The sequence below is a fragment of the Halobaculum saliterrae genome (assembly GCF_009831625.1).
Taxonomy (GTDB): domain Archaea; phylum Halobacteriota; class Halobacteria; order Halobacteriales; family Haloferacaceae; genus Halobaculum; species Halobaculum saliterrae.
The window spans coordinates 17,530-39,396 of the sequence record NZ_WUUS01000016.1; the positions used below are offsets into that span (position 1 = coordinate 17,530).

Consider the following 21,867-nt stretch of genomic DNA (forward strand, 5'->3'; position numbering starts at 1 on the left):
ATCCTGCCATCGGCTGATATTCGCACAGAGAATGGATTTACTTAGGGTATACAGATTGAGTTGACTTACTCTTCCTCTTTGAAGGTCATTCTCTCCACCCTCATTTCGACTGGAATGCGGCGATTTGACTCTAGGCCGATTGTCGGAGATGGTTGCGTTCGACGTGCGCGTGACCGAGCCGGAGGGAACGACGAGGCTGACGGTCGTCCTTCGGGTCCGGTAAAGCGCCGCCGTGCGGACGGCGGAGTCGACCTCGTGACGGGGACCGGCCCGCCGGTGGCGAACCGTCCGCCTCGCGGCTGGGAGGGCACCGGTCAGGCTTTTCCATGCGGCGGAACGCCCCTCGGACGTGAGCGTACTCCTCGCCCTCTCGTACGTCGCCCACGTCGTCGCGGGCGGGCTGTGGACCGGCGGCGTCGCGTACGCGGCCGTGGCGGTCTTCCCGGCGGCACGCCGCGGCGACCTGTCCGCCCCGGGCCTCGGGCGATCGGTGGACTGGCTGCTGCAGACGACGCGAGCGACCGGCGTCGTGTTACCCCTGACCGGCGGCTATCAGATCTGGCGGCTGTATCCGCTCCCCCGGCTGTTGGGGACGACCCGCGGCCACCTCGTCCTCGGGATGTTGGCGCTGTGGGGGCTGATGAACGGCCTCGTCGAACTCGGCGTCTATCGAATGCGCATGGCGGAGGGCTCCCGGATGGGACTCGGCCGGCACACGATCGAGCGGTTCGGGCTGGACGACGACGCGGACGCGCGAGGGGCTGCCGAGGTCGCCCGCCCGTACGTGCTCGCGGCCGCCGCGCTGGGCGTCCTGCTGCTCGTCGACGCGGCGCTGCTGGCCGGCGGTCCGGGAGGCGTCTAGCGACCGCGAACCGTCCACGGGATCCGGGGATCCGGTCGATCGCGATTCGACGCCGTACCGTGTCGAACATGATCGGGTGAACGACCAACGGGATCCGTCGCGAACGACCGCGTATGGCTCGTGCCGACACCGACGCCGACGGCGACGCCACCGGTACCGAACCCGACGCGGGACCCGCCACCGACGCCGATCGCGTGCTCGACGTGCGCGAGATCGACGCGCCGCCGTTCGAGCGCATCACGAGCGCGCTGACGGAGATCGGGGGCGACGAGACGCTGGTGATCGTCAACAGCTTCGAGCCCGAGCCGCTGTACGCCGAGCTCGAGCGGAGGGGGTTCACCCATCGAACGACGCGGGTCGGCCCGGAGGAGTGGCGGGTCGCCGTCGAACGCGAGTGACCGGCGACACCGGGACGAGCGATCCGCGACCCGGAAGATGTTCGGGGCGAGGGCTACCCCGGTGGCGGCCCGACCGACGGACGCATGCCAACCGAGACGATCGACGTCCGCGAGGTCCCGCCCGCGAAGCGACATCCCACCATCCACGACGCGTTCGAGGATCTCGACGCCGGCGAGTCGCTGGAACTGATCAACGACCACGACCCGCAGCCGCTGTTCTACGAGTTCGACGCCGAGGTCGACGACTTCGACGCCGACGGCTACGAGGTCGAACAGCGCGGTCCCGGCGAGTTCGTCGCCCGACTGCCGAAGGAATAGGGCGACGCAGTCTTGTTGGGGATCGGGACGGCGCGCGTGAGGTGCCGGGTCCGGGGGGTCAGTCGTCGGCGGGCGCGGCGGTCCTCGTCCGGTCGGCGCCGCCGGCGGCGACGGTCGACTCGTTCGCGGCGACCCACCGGAGGAGCAGGAACGCGAACACGTACTTCGCGAGGATGTCGAGCGCCGAGTACGCCCACGACGTGAGGCCGACGGACTGCACGACCGCGAGCCCCTCGACGCCGAGTGCCCACACGATCGGGTAGCCGAGCCACAGCACGACCGTGAGGACCCGGAGCGTGGCGAATATCTCATCGGTGCCGGCGGCGGTCGCGGCGTCGGCCCACTCGGTCAGCAGGGCGTACAGGACCACCGCGAAGAACGCACAGCTGATCAGGTAGAACGCCCACCGCAGCGGGTACGACGAGGTGACGAGCGCGGCCGCGAGGCCGGTGACGCACATCCCGATGTCGGCGGCGATGACCGTGAACAGGCTTCCCCGATCCACGTCGGCGAGCAGGCCGAGCGCGAGGAGGATCATCGGCGTCGACAGCGCCCACGTCAGGTACCGACCCCACTGGCTCAACACCTCCTGTCCACCCAGCGGGTGCCCGGCCGGCATCGTGATCACCCCGACCGTCAGCCCGGAGACGAGTCCGGTGTAACTGGAGATCGACACGAGCGGGATCATGAGCGTCGCGGCCCAGATCAACTTCGCTCGAGGGGACTCGACGTTCCGACCCATGTACACGAACAGCAACGCCGACAGCCCGGCCAGCGCGATGTTCGCCCACAGCGAGGAACTGAGCAGCACGTCGCCCTGGATCTGTGAGAACACCTCGGACTGAGTCACCTGAAGCGGCGATACGTGGACGTCCGGATTCCATCCGATCGACATACACTCCCGACAGGGCTTCCGGGCATATCAATCTGACAGGATAATAAACCCGTTTCGGCCGATCCGTCCGTCGACACCAGGGTCGCTCGACGATCCGTCATCCTCGCTTGCGGGCGACGACGACGGCCGCCGAGACGGACCACAGCGCGTTTCACGATCCGAGTCGACCGAGGAGTGTGCGATCCGCCCTCCCCGTCCGCCTCCCGCACGCACGGTCCGGACCGCTCGCGGTCCTCACCTCGAACCTCGTCGTCCCGGTCGGCGTCCTCGCGCTCGGCTGGTCGACGACGGTCCTGCTGGGCGTGTTCGTCCTCGACGTGATCGCCGGCGTCTGGTGGGCGGTCGTGAAGGTCCCCTTCGCCGCGAAGCGTCCGAACAACGCGATCGACGACGACTCCCGGCTGTTCTGGCCGTTCGAGGCGAAGCGCGGGGGGATCGCGCTCCCCGGTCCGTTCCCGCCGGTGTACCTCCGGAACGTCCCGACGCTGATCGTGGCCGCGTGTGTCCTCGCGCCGCTGGAGACGGTCGCCGCGTTCATGGTGTTCACGCTGCCGGATCCGACCGTCACCGACGCCATGGCCGGACAGCTGTTGCTCGGCGGGTCGGCCGTGGTCGTCGGCCGGGGATACGAGACGGTGGCGGACTACTTCCACGGCGGCGAGTACCGCGACCATTCCCCGCGGTCGGTGCTGCTGCTCCCGTTCATGCACCTGTTCGGCGTCGGGGCGCTCGTGTTCCTCGCCGGGGGGCTGGCGGGATCGGGCCTCGCGGGGGACCTCGTGCTCGGAGCCGTCGTCGCGGGGAAGTTCGCGTTCGATCTCCGGACGCTACGGGTCGAGCGCGACCCCGACCGACGGGGGTGGTTCTACCGGCTCTACGGGAACGCCGAGACGGAGATCGAGCCCGAACCGGTCGCGGTGCCGGACGGCGAGCCGCTCGCGACGATCCGACCGCGCCGTCGCGTCGCGGTCGTCGACGCCGCGTTCCGCGGGCTCACGTACTCGCTGTCGAGCCCCGTGCTCGTGGTGTGGGCGGTCGTGATCCTCCTGGTGGGTATCGGGGCGTGGTCGCTGGTGGGCTGGCCGGTGCTCGTCGTGGTCGCGTTCGTCGGGGTCCGGGCGCTGGGACGCTATCTCGCGTACGGGACCGTCGAGTACCGCGCTCACGAGGGGGTGCTCGTCGTGCACGACCGGCTGCTCGACGAGCCGCAGGCGCGCATCGAGGGGACCGCCGTGACCGGCGCGAGCGTCGAGCGCGATCCCGTCGACCGCGTGTTCGACACCGAGACGCTGGAGATCGGCGGCACCGACGACGACGTCGGGCCCGACATCGGGCTGACGGTGCCCGAGCCGGAGGAGGTGAACGACGACGAGCCGAACGCGAACCGGTCGCTCCGGGTCGCCCACGTCGCCGACCCGACGCCGATCGTCGAGGCGCTCGACGCCGCGTGGTACCTGGAACGGTGACCGCGTGAGGCCGGTCTCGCCCGATCCACGGCACGGGATCGACGACGGCGTCCGCGACGTGTGGGCGACCGCCGAAACCTTTACCGAGCGGTAAACGAAACGGGAGACGACGGAGACGCCGCGGGGCGCCCCGCGGCACGGAACACCACAATGTCCGACACCGACACAGATTCACCATCGACGCAGGGGAAGACGCTGGAGGGCGTGAAGGTCCTCGATCTCTCGACGTTCGTGACGGGCGGGTTCAGCTCGGCGATGCTCGCCAACCTCGGGGCCGAGGTGATCAAGATCGAGCAGCCGGGGTACGGCGACGCGATCCGCCACTCCGGTCCGCCGTTCATCCAGGGGGAGTCGCCGTACTACTGGACGGTCAACTACGGCAAGCGGAGCCTCGAACTCGACCTGAAGAACGACCGCGCGAAGGAGGCGTTCTATGAGCTCGTCGAGCACGCCGACGTGGTCGTCCAGAACTACCGACCGGGCACCGCCGAGCGCCTCGACGTCGACTACGACACGCTCTCGGAGTACAACGACCAACTCATCTACCTCGCGATCTCCGCGTTCGGGCAGACCGGCCCGTGGGCGAAGCGCTCGGGGTACGACCTGCTCATCCAGGGGATGAGCGGCCTGATGAGCGTCACCGGCGAGGAGGGCCGCCAGCCGGTGAAGGTCGGGGTCCCGATGACCGACCTCATCACGGGGATGTGGGCCGCCTTCGGCGCGATGGCGTCGCTGTATCGCCGCGAACGAACCGGCGAGGGCGAGTACATCGACCTGGGAATGTTGGAGGCGACGCTGCCGTGGCTCACCAAGCAGGCCGGCATGGTCTTCGCCGACGAGGAGCCCAAGCGCATGGGGACGAAGGACCCCGTCCTCGCCCCGTACCAGACGTTCGAGACGAAGGACGGGTACATCAACGTCTGCATCCTCAACGAGAAGCTGTGGCACGAGCTGTGTGAGGTGATCGACCGCCCGGACCTCCCGGAGGACGAGCGCTTCGCGCAGAACGCCGACCGCGTCGAGCATCAGGACGCCCTCGAGGCCGAGATCGAGGCGACGCTCACGGAGAAGACGACCGACGAGTGGATCGAGGTCATCGCCGAGGAGGGCGGCGTCCCCGCCGGCCCGGTGTACGAGGTCGAGGAGGCGCTGAACAACCCGCAGGTCGACGCTCGCGGCGCCGTCTCGGAGATCGAACACCCCGAGCTGGGCGAGATCCCGGTGATCGAGCACCCGCTCAAGTTCGCGAACAGCGAGAGCGGGTTCGACCGGGCGCCGCCGCTGTTGGGCGAGCACAACCGCGAGGTGTTCGCCGAACTGGGCTACTCGGAGACGGAACTCGACGAGTTGGAGGCCGCGGGGATCTTCGGCGGGGCGGACGACGCGGACGACGGCGGCGGCAACGGCGACGACGACTGATGAGCCGGATCGCGCTCCCGGGCGTCGGCATGACCCGCTTCACGTCGAGCGACGACCGATCGCTCGTCGATCTTGCGGCGACGGCGTGCCGGCGGGCCGTCGTCGACGCGGGGATCGAGCGGGGTGACGTGACCTCGTTGCACGTCGGAACCGCGTTGGCGGAGGCGCTCGGCCAACAGTCGGGACTCGGGAACGCTCTCGCGGGCGCACTCGGCGTCGAGGGTGTTGCCGCCGACCGCGTCGAGAACACCAGCGCGACCGGGGCGACGGCGGTCCATCGCGGGATCGAGGCGGTCGCGAGCGGCGCCTCCGACGTGGCGCTCGTGGTCGGCGCCGAGCGGATGTCGGGCGCCGACACCTCGGCGGTGACGGACGCCATCAGCAGGCTCACCCACACGCGGGAGTACGCACAGGGGCTCACGCTCCCGTCGTTCGGCGGGCTCGCGGCCGGCGCGTACCTCGACCGGCACGACGCGCCCCGCGAGGCGCTGGCGACCGTCGCCGCGAAGAACCACCGCAACGCCGTCGCCAACGAGGTGGCACAGTTCCGCCGCGAGGTGAGCGTGGAGGAGGCGCTCGACTCGCCGGTCGTCGCCGAGCCGCTCAGGCTGTACGACTGCTGCCCGATGAGCGACGGCGCGGCGGCCGTCGTCGTGACGCGCAGCGACCGCGGCGAGGGCGGCGATTCCGTTTCCGGCGCCGACCACGCCGTCGGCGTCGCGGCCCACGCGAGCGCGACCGGCACGCATCCGGTGGCCGAGCGGCCGGACCCGCTTGCCATCGAGAGCGTCCGCGTCGCCGGCGAGCGGCTGTTCGACGCCGCGGGCGTCGGCCCCGACGACGTGGACGTGGCGTGCATCCACGACGCGTTCACCGTGCTGGAGCTGATCGAGCTGGAGGAACTGGGCTTCTACGAGCCCGGGACCGCGTGGGAGGCGACGATGGACGGCGAGACCGCCATGGACGGCGCGCTTCCGGTGAACCCCGGCGGCGGGCTGAAGGCCCGCGGCCACCCGCTGGGAGCGACCGGGGTCTCACAGATCGTCGAACTCGTGTGGCAGCTCCGCGGCGACCTCCCCGACGAGCGACGCGTCGACGGCGCCACGCGGGGGATCGCGGTCAACGTCGCCGGGTTCGGGAACAACAGCGTCTGTACGATGCTCGAAGCATGAGCGGGGACGACAGTCGATCGGAGGCGGAAGCCGACGACCGCGGCCGCGACGGCGACCCGCCGGCCGACCGCGCGTTCGTCTGTCGCGAGTGCGGGCGCCGGTGGTACTACACCAAGCCGCAGTGTCCCGACTGCGACAGCGATCCGTCGGCGCACGGGACCGAGGAACTCGGCGAGGGGACGGTTCGGGCCGTGACTCGCGTCGAGGTGACGCCGGCGGACGTTCGCTCCCCGAACCGGCTCGCGCTGGCCGACTTCGACGGCGTCGGCCTGATCGCGCAGGTCGCCGGCGACGACGACCCGACGGCCGGCGACCACGTCGCGTTCGCGGGATCGTTCACGCTCCGCGGCGACGGCGACCGTCCACAGCCGCGGCTTCGGGTGATCGAGGACGGCGAATGAGTGCGAGCGACGGGAGGCCGGGAAGGGCTACGGCCCGGTCCCGATCAGGCGTCGGATTCGACGGTGTCGGGGCCGTCGGCGTCAACGGCGAGCAGCGAGTCGACGACGAACTCGTCGATGGAGCGCCACGCCTGCTCGGGAGCGTCGTCGTGGCCCAGCGAGAGCTTGCGGCCGCGGGCGGCGTGGATGATGTCGGTTATCAGCTGACCCGCCCGCTCGGGGTCGGTGTCGCGGAAGACACCCCGCTCGATGCCGTCCTCGACGACCTCGGTGATGCTGCCGCGGATTCGACCGTAGTGCTCGTTGAATATCTCGCGGTGCTCCTCGTCGTTCTGGGCGTGGGTGAACAGCTCGTGGTACACCTTCATCCGGTCCCAGTGGGAGAACTCCTCGAACCCCGGGCCGAACAGGCACTGGTGCACGCGGGCCTCCAGCTCCTCCCGCGGCGGGGCGCTTCCGTCGACCTCGACGCTGCCCTCGTACTGGTCGATGATGTACTCGAGGAAGCTCGACATGAGATCCCGCTTCCCGTCGTAGTGGTAGTGGATCACCTGCCGCGTCATCTCCATCTCCTCGCCGATGTCGCGCATGCGGAGGGCGGAGTAGCCGTGCTCGCTGAGGGCGCGGAACGTCGCCTCCATGATGTCCTCGCGGGTGTCCGCGGGAACGGACCCCTCGTCCGACGTGCTCATTGCCGGAAGGTTGCGCCGAGTCACATATAGCACTTTGTCTCGACGGGCGCCGTCCGTCGTTTACCAGATGGTAATACTTTCATACCCACACACCCATGGTGCCGATGCACATGGCACAAACGATCATCAAGGACGGGACGATCGTCACGCTCGACCCCGACATCGGGGAGGTCGACGGCGGCGACGTGCTGATCGAGGACGGGGAGATCCTCGAGGTCGGGGAGGACCTCTCGGACGCGAACGCGGACGTGATCGACGCGTCGGGGAAGATCGTCTTCCCGGGACTGGTCGACTCCCACATCCATCTCGCACAGACGCAGGTGAGGGGTATCGCCGGGGACTGGTCGCTCATGGGCGAGTACTTCGAGCACATGCTCGGCAACATCACCGGGCTCTATCAGCCGGAGGACATGTACCTCGGCGGTCTCTTCGGCGCCTTCGAGAAGCTCGCCACGGGGACGACGACGGCGCTGGACTGGTCGTACCCCAACACGCTCGAACACGGCGAACGCGCCGTCGACGCGCTGCAGGACGCCGGGCTGCGCGCGGTGTACACCTACGGCCCGCCGGGCGACGACGCGGCGAAGTGGTGGTACGACAGCGACGTCGGCCTCCCGGAGGACAACATCCGCGAGCTCCACGAGGAGCAGATCCGCGACGACGACCTGCTCAGCCTGGCGATCGGGCTCCGCGGACCGGACTTCTGCGTCGACGAGACCGCCGTGCGCGACCTGGAGCTGGCGCGGGAACTGGACGCGCTCTCGACCATCCACATGGGCGCCGCGCAGTGGACCTCCTCGGAGTACAACCCCGAGTACCAGGGCTTCGGCGCCTACGAGGACATGCTCGGCCCCGACGTGAACGTCGCCCACGGGAACCACTTCTCCCAGGAGGACATCGATCACGCCGTCGAGCAGGGCGTCTCCTTCTCGTCGACGCCGGAGGTCGAGATGCAGATGGGCCACGGCATCCCCGTCACCGGAAAGGTGCTCGAGGCGGGCGGGCGCCCGGCGTGGGGCGTCGACGTCTGCTCGAACGTCAGCGGCGACATGGGCAGCCAGATGCGGATCGGGATGCAGGTCCAGCGGATGTTCCGCAACCAGGAGATCATCGAGACCGGCGAGGAGGTCACGGAGCTCGGGCTCGGCGCCCGCGAGACCCTGGAGATGGCGACCATCGAGGGCGCACGCGCGCTCGGACTGGACGACGATATCGGGACGCTCACGCCCGGCAAGCGCGCCGACATCGTGCTGCTGGAGGCGAGCGACTTCATGACGGCGCCGTCGCACTCGGCGGTGCAGACGATCGTCTTCCAGTCGGACCCCTCGCACGTCGACACCGTGCTCGTCGACGGCGAGCCGGTCAAGCGGGACGGCGAACTGACGAACGATCTGGTCGACGCCGAGTACGATCGGTTCATCGAGTCCGGCCGTCGGCTCGTCGAGGAGGCCGGGATCGATCTCTGAGGCGCCGCGCGACGACGGCGAAGCACGGAACGAGAAACACACCACGACACGAGACACCGTTCACAGCACACACAGATGCGATTCGGACAATACAGCACACCCGAGGACGACGCCGCGTGGACCGGCGCCGTCCTCGACGACGACGACACGATAGTTCGCCTCCCGGAGGCCGGCGCGGCCGCGGGCGTCGAGATCCCCGCGTCGACCGCCGACCTGCTCGCGAACTGGCAGTGGCGACGGAAGGCCGAGTTGGCCGTCGAGTACGCCGAGGAGACCGGAACCGGCCTGTACGACGCCGCCGAGGTGGACGAACACGCGCCCGTGAGCGACCCCGAGAAGGTGGTCTGCGTCGGGCTGAACTACCGCGACCACGCCGAGGAGGGCGGCCACGACATCCCCGAGACGCCGGTGTTGTTCTCGAAGTTCCCGACGACCGTCGCCGGCCCGGACGACGCGATCGGCTGGGACCCCGAGCTCACACAGAAGGTCGACTACGAGGCGGAGCTCGTCGTCGTCATCGGCGAGGAGGCCCGCCGCGTGAGCGAGGACGAGGCGATGGACCACGTCGCCGGCTACCTCGTCGGCAACGACGTGTCCGCCCGCGACCTCCAGCACGGCGACGGCCAATGGGTCCGGGGGAAGAGCCTCGACGGGTTCGCCCCGACCGGCCCGGAACTGGTGACGGCCGACGAGGTCGACGACCCGCACGACCTCGACATCTACGCCGAGGTGAACGGCGAGCGGCTACAGGACTCCTCGACCGACCAGCTCATCTTCGGGATCGACGAGCTGGTGTCCTTCTGTAGTCAGGCGTTCACGCTGAAGCCCGGCGACCTGATATTCACGGGGACGCCGCCCGGCGTCGGCGTCTACCGCGAGCCGCCGGTGTTGCTGGAGGAGGGCGACAGCGTCACCATCGGCGTCGAGGGACTGGGCGAGCTGACGAACGACTGCGTGTATCGCTGAGGCGAGACGGGGCGGGACCGGAAGTCCGGGACCGCTCCCCGAGCGGCGATCCGCCGCACCGGTGTCAACTCGGGCCGAACCGACGTTCCGCGTTTTCGACTATCCGTCGAGCCCGAGCACGCGCTTCGGGTTCTCCCACACGACCGTGCGAATGTCGTCGGGGTCGATCCCGTAGCGATACAGCTCGAACATCGCCCGCTTGATCGCGTACGGGTCCGTCCGGAGGACGTTGGCGCAGTCGGTGTCGATCATGATCCGCTCGGGACCGTACTCGTCGATGGCATCGGCGACGGTAGCGGCGTCGACGCCGACGAGCCAGGAGTGGCCGATGGTGTAGCTGAGGTAGCAGTCGGTCTCCTCCATCAGGTACGCCGTGTTGTTCTCGTCGGCGTGGGACGCGATCACCCGCTCCTCGGGGAGGCCGGCGTCGTGGGCCGCCTCGACGTCGATCCTCACCGCCTCCAGCGCCGGGTTGTCGCCGTCGATGACCGGCTCGGTTCCGAGTCCGGGGTTCTTCTCGTAGCCCGGCGTGCCGAGTTCGGGGCGGTAGGAGCGCTTCGCCGGCGGCGACGTGTTCGGCGTGTGGAGGATCACGGGGAGGTCGTGGTCGTCCGCGATCGCCATCTGCGCCTCGACGACGGCGCGCTGTTCGTCGAGATCCCACGCCTCCACGTGCTGACTCGGGGTGACGCCGGTCTCGCCGACGACCGCGACCTCGTCCAACTCACAGTACTCGTCCATCGCCGAGAGCACCGCGTCGGGGTCCTCGATGCGGACGCCGGTGTGGACGCCCAGCCCGAGCTTCGCCTCGAAGAAGTGGTTGCGCTCGATGGCCGCGCGGCGGTTGATCGCGTCGTCCCAGAGGTAGCGGATATCGGACGCACGGACGGGCTTGTAGGGAGTCCAGTGATAGCCCGAGGAGACCATCACCATCCCGGCACACCCCGAGAGGGCGTACCGCTCGCGGTCCTCGTACGAGAGCGTGTGTGCGTGGTTGTGGCCGTCGATCCACGGCGTGTTCAACAGTTCCGTCGGGAGGTCGAGGTCCTCGTCCAGATACGTCGCGTCGGTCGGGCGAGTGGTGGGGTGGGTGTCGGTCATGGTGGGTCGGTAACGGTGAGTCGGTTACGGGAAGTCGATCACGGTGGGTCGGTCGCGTGGAGCCCGTCACGGGTTGTCGGTCCGGTGTGCGGCGGCCACGGTCGATACGAGGGTCGCGATCGGGGCGACACGTGGTGGTTTACAGTTTGGTAAATATTTATTATCTGGGGTGCGTTGGCATCGGGTATGTCACTGTTGATCGGGACCGATGCGGGGCTGTACCGCGTCGACGACGTTCCGTTCGATCGAGGCGATCCCGAACAGGTGCTGGACTGTGGCGTCGTCACCGCGGTCCGCACGTTCGACCACACCGAGGGCGCGTTCGTGGCGTCCTCGGAGGGCGCGTTTCGGTCGACCGACGGCGGCGACACCTGGACCGATCTCGGCGTCCCGCTCGGCGACCGCTTCTGGCACGCGGGGCAAAGCGAGGTGTGGTCGTTCCTTGCGACCCGCGACGGCGCGTGGTACGCGGGCACCAACGACCCGTACGTGTTCCGCTCGGTCGACGAGGGCGAGACGTGGTCCGAACTGAAGGGCTTTCGCGACCTGCCCTCGAGAGGTCACTGGGAATCGCCGATCGACCCCCACTACGCGCGGCTGCGTTCCTTGGAGGCGGTCCCGGGCCGCCCCGACCACCTCATCGCCGGCGTCGAGGCCGGCGGGATCCACCTGAGCGAGGACGGCGGGCGGACGTGGCTCGACCGCCGCGACACCATCGTCGACGACATCCATCAGATCCTCCCGATCTCCGAGGACGTGTGGCTCGCGACGACGGGCTACCTCGACCACGACCTGGAGAACCTCGGCCTCGGCCACGCGGTCGGCGAGGGCGGCCTCTGGCGGACGACCGACGCCGGCGACTCGTGGAGCCGCGTCGACACGGGGAACGACTTCTCGTACATCCGTCGGGTGTTCGTCCACGACGGGACGGTGATCTTCTGCGGCGGCGAGGAGGCGCCGCCGGCGTGGGTGAACGACGAGCACGAGACCGCGCTGTTCGAGTCGACCAACTTCGGGCGCGACTTCGAGCGCGTGTCGTACCCCGGCGAGCCCCACGAGGTGATCGAGACGTGGACCGTCCACGACGGCGACGTGCTGTGCGGGTCGGGCCTGTTCGACGTGCCCGACGCCCGCGACGACGTGGAGGGGCGGATCATCCGACGCGACGACGACGGCGAGTACCACACCGTCGGGCGCGTGGAGACGAACGTGAGCCGGATCGAGGCGGTCTGACGATGGCGAGCGACGCACCCTCCCGGCTCGGCCGACTCATGTACGGCGGGATCCTCGCGTACATGGCGATCGACGGCTTCCGAAACAACGACAAGCGCGTCGGGATCGCCGAGGAGAAGGGCGTGCCGATGCCGGACGTCATGGTTCCGTTCGCGACCGGGATGCTCCTCGTCGCGAACGTCGGGATCCTCCTGTGGCGGTTCCCGCGACTCGCCGCGGGCGCGGTGCTGGTGTTCTTCGCGAGCACGACCCCCGTCATCCACGACTTCTGGAACCAGGAGGGCGGCGAGCGCCAGGGCAACGAGATCAACTTCCTGAAGAACGTCGCGCTGATGGGCTGTGCGGTGATGCTCCTCGATGCCGCGGACGACGGCGGCGACGACGGGTAGCGACAACGACAGCACCGACGGCGATGACGCCTGATCGGCCCATCGAGCGCCCCTCGCTTCGCTCGTCGAACGGATCCGTCGACGGCGACGAGTCCTCGGCCCGGGCGACGCCGAGCACGCCGGCGGGTCCGACCGCGGGGGGTCGTACCCGCCCGCGGCGATTCAGGCTGCCCGCGGCGAGAACCGCTCCACGATCTCGAGATCCACCGTCGGGTCGGCCTCGAGCGCGTCGAGACACGCCCGGCAGACCGGCCGGTTACGGAACGACCGCGGCGGCGACGCGTCGCTCGCGCGTGCGACCGCCTCGCCGCCGGTGCAGGTCCGCCAGATCGCGCATTCGTGTCCCATACCATGAGGGTCGATAACAGGGGACAATAATGTTCCGTCCGTTGTCGCGGACTGGGGGTCGGCACTGGGTCGACGGCCGTCAGACCCGTCGAACGCGACGTGAAATATAAATACGGCGCCCGAACGCGCCGCCGCCGCACGGCCACGGTCGAGTTATCCCCCGCCCCGCCGTACGGTGATACGCCATGACGAAAGCAGCGATCATCATTCTGGCAGGAACGGACGGACACGAGAACCTCGGTCGCCTCGCGAACGGGCTGGAGGCCGCCAAGGAGTTCGCCGAGAACGACGAGGACGAGCTCCAACTCATCTTCGACGGCGCGGGGACACAGTGGGTCCCCGAGCTCGAGGACGAGGACAGCGACTACCATGAACTGTATCAGACAGTCCGCGACGACACCGCCGTCTGTGACTACTGCTCGGGCGCGTTCGGCGTCGAGGACGCCGTCGCGGACTCCGGGCTCGTCACGCTGGACGACCACGACGGACACCCCAGCATCCGGAGCCTCGTCGACGACGACTACGAGATCATCACCTTCTGAGGTCGACCCGGCCGGTCGAGTCACCGGACTGCGAGGCGGTTCGGCCGTCGATCGTCGCCCGACTTCTTTGTGATACCCCTCCCCGCTCGGCGGAGCCGATCGTAGCGACGTCGTCCCAGATCGAAACACAGTCCCGGGATCCGGATCCAGAATCGAGAACGCGGGCGAAACGCTTTCTTGTCGGATCGGTCGTCGGGCGAGTATGGCATCCACCGAAGCGTCCGATACCGCGATCGGATCACACGGAGGGGGGAACTCCGACGGGGACCCCTCGTCGCTCGGTCCCGTGTTCGTCGGACTCGTCGAGGCGCTCCCCGAGGCCGCGTTCGTCGTCGACCGGGAGGGAACGATCACGCACTGGAACTCCGCCGTCGCGGACATGTTGGGACTCCCCGCGTCGGAGGCGGTGGGGCTCAACGCCTACGACGTCTTCGGCACGGAGGGCGAGGAGGAGACCCTCGCGGAGACGGTGACCCGGACCGGCGAGCCGGTGCGCGAGGAGTCGTTCCGGTCGGCCGAGAACGCCGACGGGGAGGTCGTACACGCCCGCGCCGTCGCCACCCCGTTGCGCGCAGGGGACGGGGGGATCGTCGGCGCGGTCGAGTTCCTCCTCGACGTGACCGACGTGGTCGAGCGCCAGAAGTCGCTCCGGGACCTCCAGCGGGAGTTCTCCGAGGAGGTCGAGACGGCGGTCGCCGAGATCCGCGGGAACGCGGAGAGCGTGGCGGCCCGCTCCGACGACATCAGCGGGATCACCTCCGACCAGGTCGAGGAGCTGGAACACGTCAGGTCGGAGATATCCGGGTTCAGCGCGACCGTCGAGGAGATCGCCTCCTCGGCCGAACAGGTGAGCGAGCGGGCGGCGACGGTGACCGACCTCGGCGAGGAGTCGATCGAGACGACGGAGACGCTCGTCGACCGCGCCGAGACGGTCGCCGCCGAGTCCGAGTTGATGGCCGAGAACGCCTCCCTGCTGGGCGAGCGCGTCGAGGAGGTCGCGGAGTTCGTCGAGGTGATCGACGGGATCGCCGACAAGACGAACATGCTCGCGTTGAACGCGAACATCGAGGCGGCGCGGGGCGAGGGCAACCACGGCGGCTTCGAGGTCGTCGCCAACGAGATCAAGGAGCTCGCGGACGAGTCCGTCGAGCACTCCGACCGCGTCGAGGAGACCGTCTCCGAGATCCGCGAGGTGGCCGCCGAGACGGAGTCGAGCGTCCACGAGACCGACGACGAGATCCAGGAGATCGGCGACGCGCTGGAGGAGATCAGGCGGAACCAGGAGGAGATCCTGTCGGCGGCGACCGAGACGGACGACGGGATCGCCGAGATCGCCGACGCGACCGACGATCAGGCGGTGGCCGCCGAGGAGGTCGCGAGCATGGCCGACGAGGCGGCCGAGCGTGCCGGCGAGGCGTCGACCGCGGTCGACGAGCTGGCGCAGGCGAACCGCGACCAGAGCGAGCGGCTGGAGGCGATCGAGGAGAGCATCCACCGGGTCGACGCCCGGATGGACGAACTGCTGGACGGGACCTGATCGGCGGCCCGAGGGCGTCAATTCCTATATAACTCCGTCGCCGTCGCGTCGGCGGTCCGAACAGCCGACGCGTCGTTATGTTACCGAGTCGAGAACTCCGAGGTGGACATGTCGACTACAACCGAGACCACACACGAAACGGAATCGCTGCCCGGGAACTGGCGCGCCGGCGTCGTCGGCGGGATCGCCGGCGGCATCGTCATGGGCGCGCTGATGCTCGCGATGAACGCGGCGGTGATCGCGGTCGCGATCCCGTCGCTGTACACGCTCGCGCCGCCGCCGAACCCGGGCGTGGGGATGGTCGTCCACGTCTCTCACGGGGCGGTCCTGGGCGTCGTCTTCGGGGGGCTCGCCGGCGCGCTCGACCTCGACTCCGACGGGAAAGTCGTCGGCCTCGGTGTCGGCTGGGGCGTCGCCACGTGGGCGGTGTTCGCGGCGCTGGTGATGCCGATCTGGCTGAGCGCCGTCGGGTCGCCGGCGAGCCCGCCGTTCCCGAACTTCGCGCCGCCGTCGCTGCTGTGGCACGTCGTCTACGGGCTCGTCCTCGGCGTCGTCTACGTCGCCATCGAGGACACCGTCTGAGCGGGCGACGCGGACGCGGGAGCGTCCCGGCCCCGCGCCGTTCGACTCGGCCTTCCGGACCTACGGTTCCCTGAAGACGGTCCACTCCGTCGCCGACTCCGCCTCGGCGAGCCCCTCGACCTTCTCGCGGCTCAGGTCGTCGATGCGGTCGACGCCGGCGGCGGCCCACCGCAGGAACGTCTCGCGGAACCGCCGGCGGACGGTCTCGGGCGGCTCGGGGGTGTACACGTACACGTCGCCGCCGCGGTCGAGGATCTGCCGTCGCTTCTCGACGACGCCCAGATCCGCGAGGTGGTTGAGGTGGCGTGCGACGACACTTCGGTCGTAGCCGACGCGCTCGGTCAGTTCCGCGGTGGTCAGCGTCCCGTGTTCCATGACGCACAGGCACACGTCCAACTCCGCCGGCGACATCCCGAACACCACCCGGAGGAGCTCGTCCAGGTCCGGCTCGGGCGGTTCCTCGGAGACGCCGGGACGGTCGAGGTCGTCCGACGCCGGCGCCCCGTCGGCCACGTCGCCGTCCGTCGCGTCGGTGACGGTCCGGCCCGTCGGGGCCATCGCTGACCCGCAGCACCCGACCTCGTCCCCACCGACGGCGAGGGCGCCGCAGTCGGAACACTCGACCAGCCGGTAGGCGTCGTCGGTCGTGCCCATACCCGATACCTCACGAAACGAACGAAAGAATCGATCGCGGGTGAGCGAGGGCGACGGGCAACCGACCGGCGTCGGGCGAACGGCGGTCGTCCGGATTCGATCTCACCCGCGTCGCCGACGCCGGCGCGGCGTCACGGTCGGGCGAACGCGATCGCCGCCGTCGCTCGTCGTCGCCGTCAGTCGTCGCCGCCGTCCGTGACGATTCGGACGTCCTCGGCCTCCTCGAACTCGTCCTCGAACGCTGTCTCGGCCTCGACCTCCTCGTCGGGTTCGTCGGGCTCCTCCAGGAACCCGTACTCGTCCTCGACTCGGTGGGGTCCGAAGTGACACATCCGGTATCACCCATGCTAACTATGGGCACGGATCCAGTTAACGGTTGCTCGTCCCGTCGCGTCGAACGGCCGTCCGGGGAACCGGAGGTCCGCGGACGCGTCGACGCGCCCCCGAAGGGGGACCCCGTTCACCACCCGGCGAACTTGTCCCGCCGGTACAGGTCCAGTTCGCTCACGGTGTCCGTGCCCTCCTGTGAGAGGCAAAAGCGGATCCCGTCGGCGATGGCGTCCGGGTCCGTCACGTCCGCGGAGTCGAACTGCTCCTCGAAGGACTCGCCCTGCTCGCTGCCGAACTCGGTGCGAACCTCCGTGGGGTTCACCACGCTGACGGCGACGCCGTCGGGGCCGACGCTCCCCTCCAGACTGTGGGCGAAGCCGCGAACCCACCACTTGCTCGCGGCGTACACCGGGTTGGTCGGACGGGGGTACTCGCCGGCGAAGCTGGCGACGAACACGATGGTCCCGTCGGACTCGCGGAGGTGCGGGAGCGCCGCCCGGGCGGTGTGGAACGCGCCGTCGACGTTCACCCCCATCATCGTGCGGTAGTCGTCGATCGACATCGAGTCGAGGTCGCCGTCGAGGCCGATCCCCGCGTTGACGACCACACCGTCGAGTCCGTCGAACGCCTCCGCGGCGGCCTCGACGAACGCCTCGACGCGCTCGCGCTCGGTCACGTCGACGGCGATCGCCTCAACGGCGACGCCGTGTTCGTCGCGCAACTCCGCCGCGAGGTCGGCCAGCCGGTCCTCCCGTCTGGCGCCAAGCGCGAGGTCGACGCCCGCCGCCGCGAGCGTCCGCGCCGTCGCCGCGCCGATGCCGGAACTTGCCCCCGTGATCGCGACCGAGTCGTCGTCGATGTCACGCATGGACGGCCGCTCACGCGGGAGGGGCAAAGGGGTTTCCACGTCGGTCGGCCTCGTCGTCTCGCGAGGGAGTGAGAACGGGTCGATTCGTCCGGTTAATCCGGATTAATCGGCGTTCATTCCGCTTCGAGAGGTCCGATTTTTACCCTCCGGTGCCCCGATCCCCCGATCGCGATGTCCGATCAGAGACCCACGCTGACGCGACGAACCGCCCTTCGAACGCTCGCCGCCGGAGTCGTCGCCGGCACCGCCGCGACGGGGGTGACGGCCGCCGAGGAAGCCGGCTGGACCGGCGCGGAGACGCCGACCGGCAACACCCTCCACGGCGTTGTGCGTACGGTCGATGGGGTGTACGCCGTCGGCGGCGGCGGCGTCGTCATCCGACGGACCGACGCCGGCTGGGAGAAGGTCCTCGACGGCGGCCCGACCGGCAACGGGAACTCCCTGTACGGTGCGGGCGTCACCGACGACCGCGAGCGGCTCTGGTTCGTCGGGTCCTCCGGCGCGATCGGCGAGTACGACGTGACGACCGACGGACTCATGGACCACTCGGCGCCCAACGACGTGACGAACAACTTCAATGACGTCGCGGTCCGCGGCCCCGCTGGCGAGGCCAACGTCTACGTCGCCGGCGACTCCGGGAAGATCTACTCCAGTTTCGAGAACGGCGAGACCGGCACTTGGGACGCCGTCACACCCGGAAGCGGGTCGAACGTCAACGCGCTGGACTTCTTCGACGACCGCGCGGGCCACGCGGTCGACGGCAACAAGACCGTCTTCGAGACCGCCGACGGCGGCGTCTACGAGCGGACCGGGATCGCCGACGCGAACGTGAACTTCTACGGCGTCGACAGCGACGGGGTCGACGACGTGTGGGTGTGCGGCGGCGGCGCGACCGTGTTCCGCTGGAACGGAAGTGGGTGGCGGACGACCGACCTCGGCGACGCGAGCCTGCGGGACATCGAGGTGGCCGACGCCGGCGACACCGGACTCGCGGTCGGCGGCGGCGGCGCAGTCTTCGAGTTCGACGGACACGAGTGGCGGCAGCGCGACACGCCGACCGGGCAGAACCTGAAGGCGGTCGTCCGCGGCGAGCCCGACGTGGCCGTCGGCGCCGGCGGCACCGTCATCGAGCGATAGACGGCGCCGACGCGGGTCGACCGCAGCGGGCGGCACGGGAGTGACGCGGACGGTCAGTCGTCCGCGGGAACGCCGGCCCCCGTGCCGACGTCCGCGACCGCCGGGCGACTCTCCGTGACTCTGAGCGAGACGACCACGGCCGCGCCCAGCGCGAGCACCGACGCCGCCGCGAACGCCGTCGGGTAGCCCGCGACGGTGGCGACCGCGCCCACGCCGAGCGGACCGACGACGCCGCCGACCGACCGCGCGGTCGAGGCCAGGCCCATCAGTTCCGACTCGCGGTTCTCGGGCGCCACGTCGGCGACGAACGCGACCGATCCGGTCCACATCGCGGAGAACGCCACCGCGAGCGTGACGTAGCCGAGCGCGACGACCCCGGCCGCCACGAGCCCGCCCGGAACCAGCACCGCCGCCGCCGCGACGAGGCCGAAGGCGGCGGACCCGGCCATCCCGAGCGTGATCATCGGCTTGCGCCCGCGCTCGTCGACGACGCCCCCGAGGTAGTACATCAGCGCGGTCTGGGAGACGGGGTTGAACGCCAGCACCGCGCCCATCCACGACTCCGGAAGCCCGAGCGTCGACACGATGTAGACGGGCATGAGCGCGCCGACGCCGGAGACGGTCGCCTGCCGGGCGGACAGCCCCAGGTAGAGCCACCCGAGCCCGTTCGTCGACAGGTGGCCGCGTTCGCCGGCGGCGGGGAGCAGCCGCGACCGGACCTCCCGTGGGAGCGACTCCGCGTCGGGGTCCGGGGTCGTGTCGCCGGGGTCGACGAGGGCGACGGCGACGGTCGCCAGCAGCGAGACGGCCGCGACGACGACGTACACGTCGCCGGGGACGAGCGCTCCGAGCACGAGGCCCGCGGCGAACTGTCCGGTTCCGGCCCCGGCGGCGGTGAAGGCGTTGTACGCGCCGACCGACTTCCCGCGGCCGCTCGGGCCGCCGCGCTCGGAGGCGACCGTCAGCATCAGCGGACTGAAGCCGGCGATGAAGACCGCGTACAGGCCGCGGACGAGCACCTGTATCCACACCGGATCGACGGTCACCGGGAGCACGAGGGAGACGGCGCCCGCGACCGCCTCGACCGCGAACAGCGGCACGAGCGCGAGGGTCGCGCCCACCCCGGTTCCGACGAGGATCAGCTTCCGGCGGCCGGTCACGTCCGCGAGCGCGCCCCACACGGGCGCGAACAGGATGATGCCGAGCGAGAACGCGGTCGCGAGCAGGGACACCTCGAACGCCGACCCGGTGCGCCCGACGTGGACCGCCAGCGACGTGCCGAGGAGGGCCCCCGCGGTGACCCGCGTGACCGCCGCGAGTCCGACGAGCGCCGTCCCGCGGTCGACGCGGGGGCGGCGCACGGAGGGGAGGTTCATACGAACCGAAACATCCCGGTCGCCCAAAGCGCTCGGCTCGCGGCGGACATCGCCGGAAAGCGTGCGGGTCGGGCCCACGAGTCGCGTGGGTCGTTGTCACGAGCATCGGGACAGGACTGGATCCCACGAAACCGCCCGAGCGGACCGAATAAACCGTCTCGGGCGGCCAGAAACGGTCATGAACGGTCCCGATGACCCCGTATTCGAACCGCGAACGGTCGTGAACCCTCCGTGAATCGAGCGAAGCGCCGCCAACGGTCTGACGGGTATAGGTGGTCGGGAGTTCATGCACCGGACACGCCCGACCCATGTCCACGACCGACCGAACACCCTCCGTCCCCACCCTCGACGCCGACGACGTGTCGGCGCCCCAGCTCGCCCGCCGAACCGTCGCCTCCACGACCGTGGCCCTCACAGAGGCCGCACGTGCCGGCGAGGCGATCGCCTTCTGGCTGGCGGCCCTCCTCCCGCTGGCGTACCTCCCGGCGCTCGCCTCCGGCGTCACCTCGACACAGCCCCTCCTCGTCGCCGGCCTGATCGTCGCCCACGTCGCCGCCCTGGCGCTCGGCCGCGGATACGCCACCGACGCGAGCGAGGCGACCGGCCGCTGACCGGACGAGCGCCGACGCTCCGCTCCCATCGGTCCCGACTCCGCATCGATCCCTGTTTCCCCTCGGTCCCCGCTCGTTCGCTTCCCGTCCCCGCTCGTGTTCGGCCGCAGTCAGTTCCGACTCGCGCGGTCGAGTCGTCGCCGCTCCTCCCGGAGTATCCGCTCCCACACGCCGAACAGCGCCGAGTTCAGCCGATAGCTCGTGTCGACGTCCCGAACCCACGCGTCGTCCGCGAACAGGAGCCGCTGGAACCGCCGCACGTCCGGCGAGAGCGACTCGCGACCGCCGGTGTAGTGGGCTGCGGACTCGTGAATCGTGCGGTCGATCAGATCCTGGGGCACCGTGATCCCGGCGGCGGCGGCGACGTGCGCGAACCACTCGGTGTGCAACACGGCGTCCGCGAGCACGAACGACCGCTCGAACGCCTCGAACCCGCCTCCGTCGCGCACCGCGACGACCGCGTCGGCGTCGATCGGGAGATCCGAGGGAGCGCTGAACGCGGGAACCGTCGAGGCATCGAGCCTCCCATCGTCGCCGGCGGCGGCGACCCGTTCACGGAACGGGGCCGCGACCCGCCGGAGGCGACGCGCGGCCAGCGCGACCGGCGCGGCCAGCGCGAGCCGGTACCATCCGGGAGTGTACGCGAGAAACGGCCGCCCGAAGTCCGCGTCGCCGAGGTAGGTGGCGGCGACGACCCGCGCGGTTTCGGGCGGGACATCCGTCCGGCCCTCCCGCAGCGCCGCGAGCGTCTCCGAGGGGTCGGCGACCGGGTCCGCGCCCGTCGCGTCCGCGCCGGCGCGGTCGAAGTCCATCCCGTCGGCGACGCGGTCGGTGTACTCGGCGCCCGCGCGATACCACTCGGCGAAGTCCGCCACCTCGCGGGCGGCAAGCAGTCGAAGCAGCGTCACTGCCGGACGCAGGAGCCCGACGACCGTAGCTCGGTCGATCACTCCGCGAGCTGATCGCCGAGTCCCCACTCGTCGGCGCGGGCCCGCGCCTCCGCTCGCGCCTCCCGGCGGACCGCCTCGACCCGCTCCTCGTCCGCGAGGAACGCCGCCAGCGCGTCGTGGTCGCCGCCGGCCGCGCGGCGGTCCGCCGGCGCGG

At 70.1% G+C, this 21,867-nt stretch carries 25 protein-coding genes; 16 read left to right on the plus strand and 9 right to left on the minus strand.

Translation table 11 applies throughout. The features are described 5' to 3' along the window. The first annotated feature begins 349 nt into the window (after positions 1 to 349). The 3 genes from GRX01_RS18305 (at position 350) to GRX01_RS18315 (ending at position 1,578) form a co-directional block, all read left to right on the plus strand. The gene (locus GRX01_RS18305) at positions 350 to 862 is read left to right on the plus strand and encodes a copper resistance protein CopD (protein WP_321168202.1); all 513 of its coding nucleotides are present in this window, start codon (positions 350 to 352) and stop codon (positions 860 to 862) included. A 113-nt stretch (positions 863 to 975) separates the two neighbouring features. Further along, positions 976 to 1,260, plus strand: a complete 285-nt coding sequence (locus GRX01_RS18310; RefSeq protein WP_159671198.1) for a DUF2249 domain-containing protein — start codon at positions 976 to 978, stop codon at positions 1,258 to 1,260. A gap of 84 nt (positions 1,261 to 1,344) precedes the next feature. Further along, complete coding sequence (locus GRX01_RS18315; RefSeq protein WP_159671201.1) at positions 1,345 to 1,578, plus strand: DUF2249 domain-containing protein; 234 nt, start codon at positions 1,345 to 1,347, stop codon at positions 1,576 to 1,578. 58 nt (positions 1,579 to 1,636) lie between these two features. On the opposite strand, the gene GRX01_RS18320 is transcribed toward GRX01_RS18315, so the two are convergent. Then, entirely contained in the window at positions 1,637 to 2,473 is an 837-nt protein-coding gene (locus GRX01_RS18320) for a bacteriorhodopsin (protein WP_159671204.1), read from the minus strand. A gap of 176 nt (positions 2,474 to 2,649) precedes the next feature. Here GRX01_RS18320 and GRX01_RS18325 point away from each other — a divergent pair, with 176 nt between their 5' ends. The 4 genes from GRX01_RS18325 (at position 2,650) to GRX01_RS18340 (ending at position 6,931) form a co-directional block, all read left to right on the plus strand. Continuing rightward, positions 2,650 to 3,939, plus strand: a complete 1,290-nt coding sequence (locus tag GRX01_RS18325; protein WP_201289653.1) for a DUF6498-containing protein — start codon at positions 2,650 to 2,652, stop codon at positions 3,937 to 3,939. Between the two features lie 150 nt (positions 3,940 to 4,089). Further along, positions 4,090 to 5,358, plus strand: coding sequence for a CaiB/BaiF CoA transferase family protein (locus GRX01_RS18330; protein WP_159671207.1), 1,269 nt, complete (start codon positions 4,090 to 4,092; stop codon positions 5,356 to 5,358). Next, positions 5,358 to 6,530, plus strand: coding sequence for a thiolase family protein (locus tag GRX01_RS18335; RefSeq protein ID WP_394351403.1), 1,173 nt, complete (start codon positions 5,358 to 5,360; stop codon positions 6,528 to 6,530). Before GRX01_RS18330 ends, GRX01_RS18335 begins: the two co-directional genes overlap by 1 nt. Further along, positions 6,527 to 6,931: a hypothetical protein gene (locus tag GRX01_RS18340; protein WP_159671210.1), complete on the plus strand. Its 405-nt coding sequence runs from the start codon at positions 6,527 to 6,529 to the stop codon at positions 6,929 to 6,931. The genes GRX01_RS18335 and GRX01_RS18340 overlap by 4 nt, the downstream gene beginning before the upstream one ends. 44 nt (positions 6,932 to 6,975) lie before the next feature. Here GRX01_RS18340 and GRX01_RS18345 read toward each other — a convergent pair whose 3' ends face one another. Beyond that, positions 6,976 to 7,623: a TetR/AcrR family transcriptional regulator gene (locus GRX01_RS18345; protein ID WP_159671213.1), complete on the minus strand. Its 648-nt coding sequence runs from the start codon at positions 7,621 to 7,623 to the stop codon at positions 6,976 to 6,978. A gap of 110 nt (positions 7,624 to 7,733) precedes the next feature. Between GRX01_RS18345 and GRX01_RS18350 the strand changes: the two genes are divergently transcribed. Continuing rightward, positions 7,734 to 9,089: an amidohydrolase family protein gene (locus GRX01_RS18350; RefSeq protein ID WP_159671216.1), complete on the plus strand. Its 1,356-nt coding sequence runs from the start codon at positions 7,734 to 7,736 to the stop codon at positions 9,087 to 9,089. 75 nt (positions 9,090 to 9,164) lie between these two features. After that, entirely contained in the window at positions 9,165 to 10,055 is an 891-nt protein-coding gene (locus GRX01_RS18355; RefSeq protein ID WP_159671219.1) for a fumarylacetoacetate hydrolase family protein, read from the plus strand. A gap of 99 nt (positions 10,056 to 10,154) precedes the next feature. On the opposite strand, the gene GRX01_RS18360 is transcribed toward GRX01_RS18355, so the two are convergent. Then, positions 10,155 to 11,156, minus strand: a complete 1,002-nt coding sequence (locus GRX01_RS18360; RefSeq protein ID WP_159671222.1) for a TatD family hydrolase — start codon at positions 11,154 to 11,156, stop codon at positions 10,155 to 10,157. A gap of 186 nt (positions 11,157 to 11,342) precedes the next feature. On the opposite strand from GRX01_RS18360, the gene GRX01_RS18365 reads away from it, so the two are divergent. Next, positions 11,343 to 12,389 carry a WD40/YVTN/BNR-like repeat-containing protein gene (locus tag GRX01_RS18365; protein ID WP_159671225.1) on the plus strand — a complete coding sequence of 349 codons (1,047 nt, stop codon included), beginning with the start codon at positions 11,343 to 11,345 and terminating at the stop codon, positions 12,387 to 12,389. Positions 12,390 to 12,391: 2 nt separating this feature from the next. Then, complete coding sequence (locus GRX01_RS18370; protein WP_159671228.1) at positions 12,392 to 12,778, plus strand: DoxX family protein; 387 nt, start codon at positions 12,392 to 12,394, stop codon at positions 12,776 to 12,778. Positions 12,779 to 12,940: 162 nt separating this feature from the next. Here the strand turns inward: GRX01_RS18370 and GRX01_RS18375 are convergent, their stop codons facing one another. Then, entirely contained in the window at positions 12,941 to 13,126 is a 186-nt protein-coding gene (locus tag GRX01_RS18375; RefSeq protein ID WP_159671230.1) for a hypothetical protein, read from the minus strand. Between the two features lie 185 nt (positions 13,127 to 13,311). Between GRX01_RS18375 and GRX01_RS18380 the strand changes: the two genes are divergently transcribed. The 3 genes from GRX01_RS18380 to GRX01_RS18390 all read left to right on the plus strand — a co-directional run bounded on the left by GRX01_RS18380 (position 13,312) and on the right by GRX01_RS18390 (position 15,787). Continuing rightward, positions 13,312 to 13,668 carry a DsrE family protein gene (locus tag GRX01_RS18380; RefSeq protein ID WP_159671233.1) on the plus strand — a complete coding sequence of 119 codons (357 nt, stop codon included), beginning with the start codon at positions 13,312 to 13,314 and terminating at the stop codon, positions 13,666 to 13,668. Between the two features lie 202 nt (positions 13,669 to 13,870). Continuing rightward, positions 13,871 to 15,205 carry a methyl-accepting chemotaxis protein gene (locus GRX01_RS18385; RefSeq protein WP_159671236.1) on the plus strand — a complete coding sequence of 445 codons (1,335 nt, stop codon included), beginning with the start codon at positions 13,871 to 13,873 and terminating at the stop codon, positions 15,203 to 15,205. A gap of 108 nt (positions 15,206 to 15,313) precedes the next feature. Beyond that, positions 15,314 to 15,787, plus strand: coding sequence for a DUF6789 family protein (locus tag GRX01_RS18390; protein WP_159671239.1), 474 nt, complete (start codon positions 15,314 to 15,316; stop codon positions 15,785 to 15,787). Between the two features lie 60 nt (positions 15,788 to 15,847). On the opposite strand, the gene GRX01_RS18395 is transcribed toward GRX01_RS18390, so the two are convergent. The 3 genes from GRX01_RS18395 to GRX01_RS18400 form a co-directional block, all read right to left on the minus strand. Further along, entirely contained in the window at positions 15,848 to 16,441 is a 594-nt protein-coding gene (locus tag GRX01_RS18395) for a helix-turn-helix domain-containing protein (protein WP_201289654.1), read from the minus strand. A 176-nt stretch (positions 16,442 to 16,617) separates the two neighbouring features. Further along, positions 16,618 to 16,773, minus strand: coding sequence for a hypothetical protein (locus GRX01_RS18990; protein WP_201289655.1), 156 nt, complete (start codon positions 16,771 to 16,773; stop codon positions 16,618 to 16,620). A 128-nt stretch (positions 16,774 to 16,901) separates the two neighbouring features. Beyond that, complete coding sequence (locus GRX01_RS18400; protein WP_159671242.1) at positions 16,902 to 17,639, minus strand: SDR family oxidoreductase; 738 nt, start codon at positions 17,637 to 17,639, stop codon at positions 16,902 to 16,904. A 171-nt stretch (positions 17,640 to 17,810) separates the two neighbouring features. Between GRX01_RS18400 and GRX01_RS18405 the strand changes: the two genes are divergently transcribed. Further along, complete coding sequence (locus GRX01_RS18405) at positions 17,811 to 18,776, plus strand: WD40/YVTN/BNR-like repeat-containing protein (protein ID WP_159671245.1); 966 nt, start codon at positions 17,811 to 17,813, stop codon at positions 18,774 to 18,776. 53 nt (positions 18,777 to 18,829) lie between these two features. On the opposite strand, the gene GRX01_RS18410 is transcribed toward GRX01_RS18405, so the two are convergent. Next, on the minus strand, positions 18,830 to 20,152 hold the full coding sequence (locus GRX01_RS18410) for an MFS transporter (RefSeq protein WP_159671248.1): 1,323 nt from the start codon (positions 20,150 to 20,152) through the stop codon (positions 18,830 to 18,832). A gap of 308 nt (positions 20,153 to 20,460) precedes the next feature. Between GRX01_RS18410 and GRX01_RS18415 the strand changes: the two genes are divergently transcribed. Beyond that, the gene (locus tag GRX01_RS18415) at positions 20,461 to 20,763 is read left to right on the plus strand and encodes a hypothetical protein (RefSeq protein WP_159671251.1); all 303 of its coding nucleotides are present in this window, start codon (positions 20,461 to 20,463) and stop codon (positions 20,761 to 20,763) included. Between the two features lie 110 nt (positions 20,764 to 20,873). Here the strand turns inward: GRX01_RS18415 and GRX01_RS18420 are convergent, their stop codons facing one another. After that, the gene (locus tag GRX01_RS18420; RefSeq protein ID WP_394351404.1) at positions 20,874 to 21,713 is read right to left on the minus strand and encodes a hypothetical protein; all 840 of its coding nucleotides are present in this window, start codon (positions 21,711 to 21,713) and stop codon (positions 20,874 to 20,876) included. Between the last annotated feature and the right edge of the window lie 154 nt (positions 21,714 to 21,867).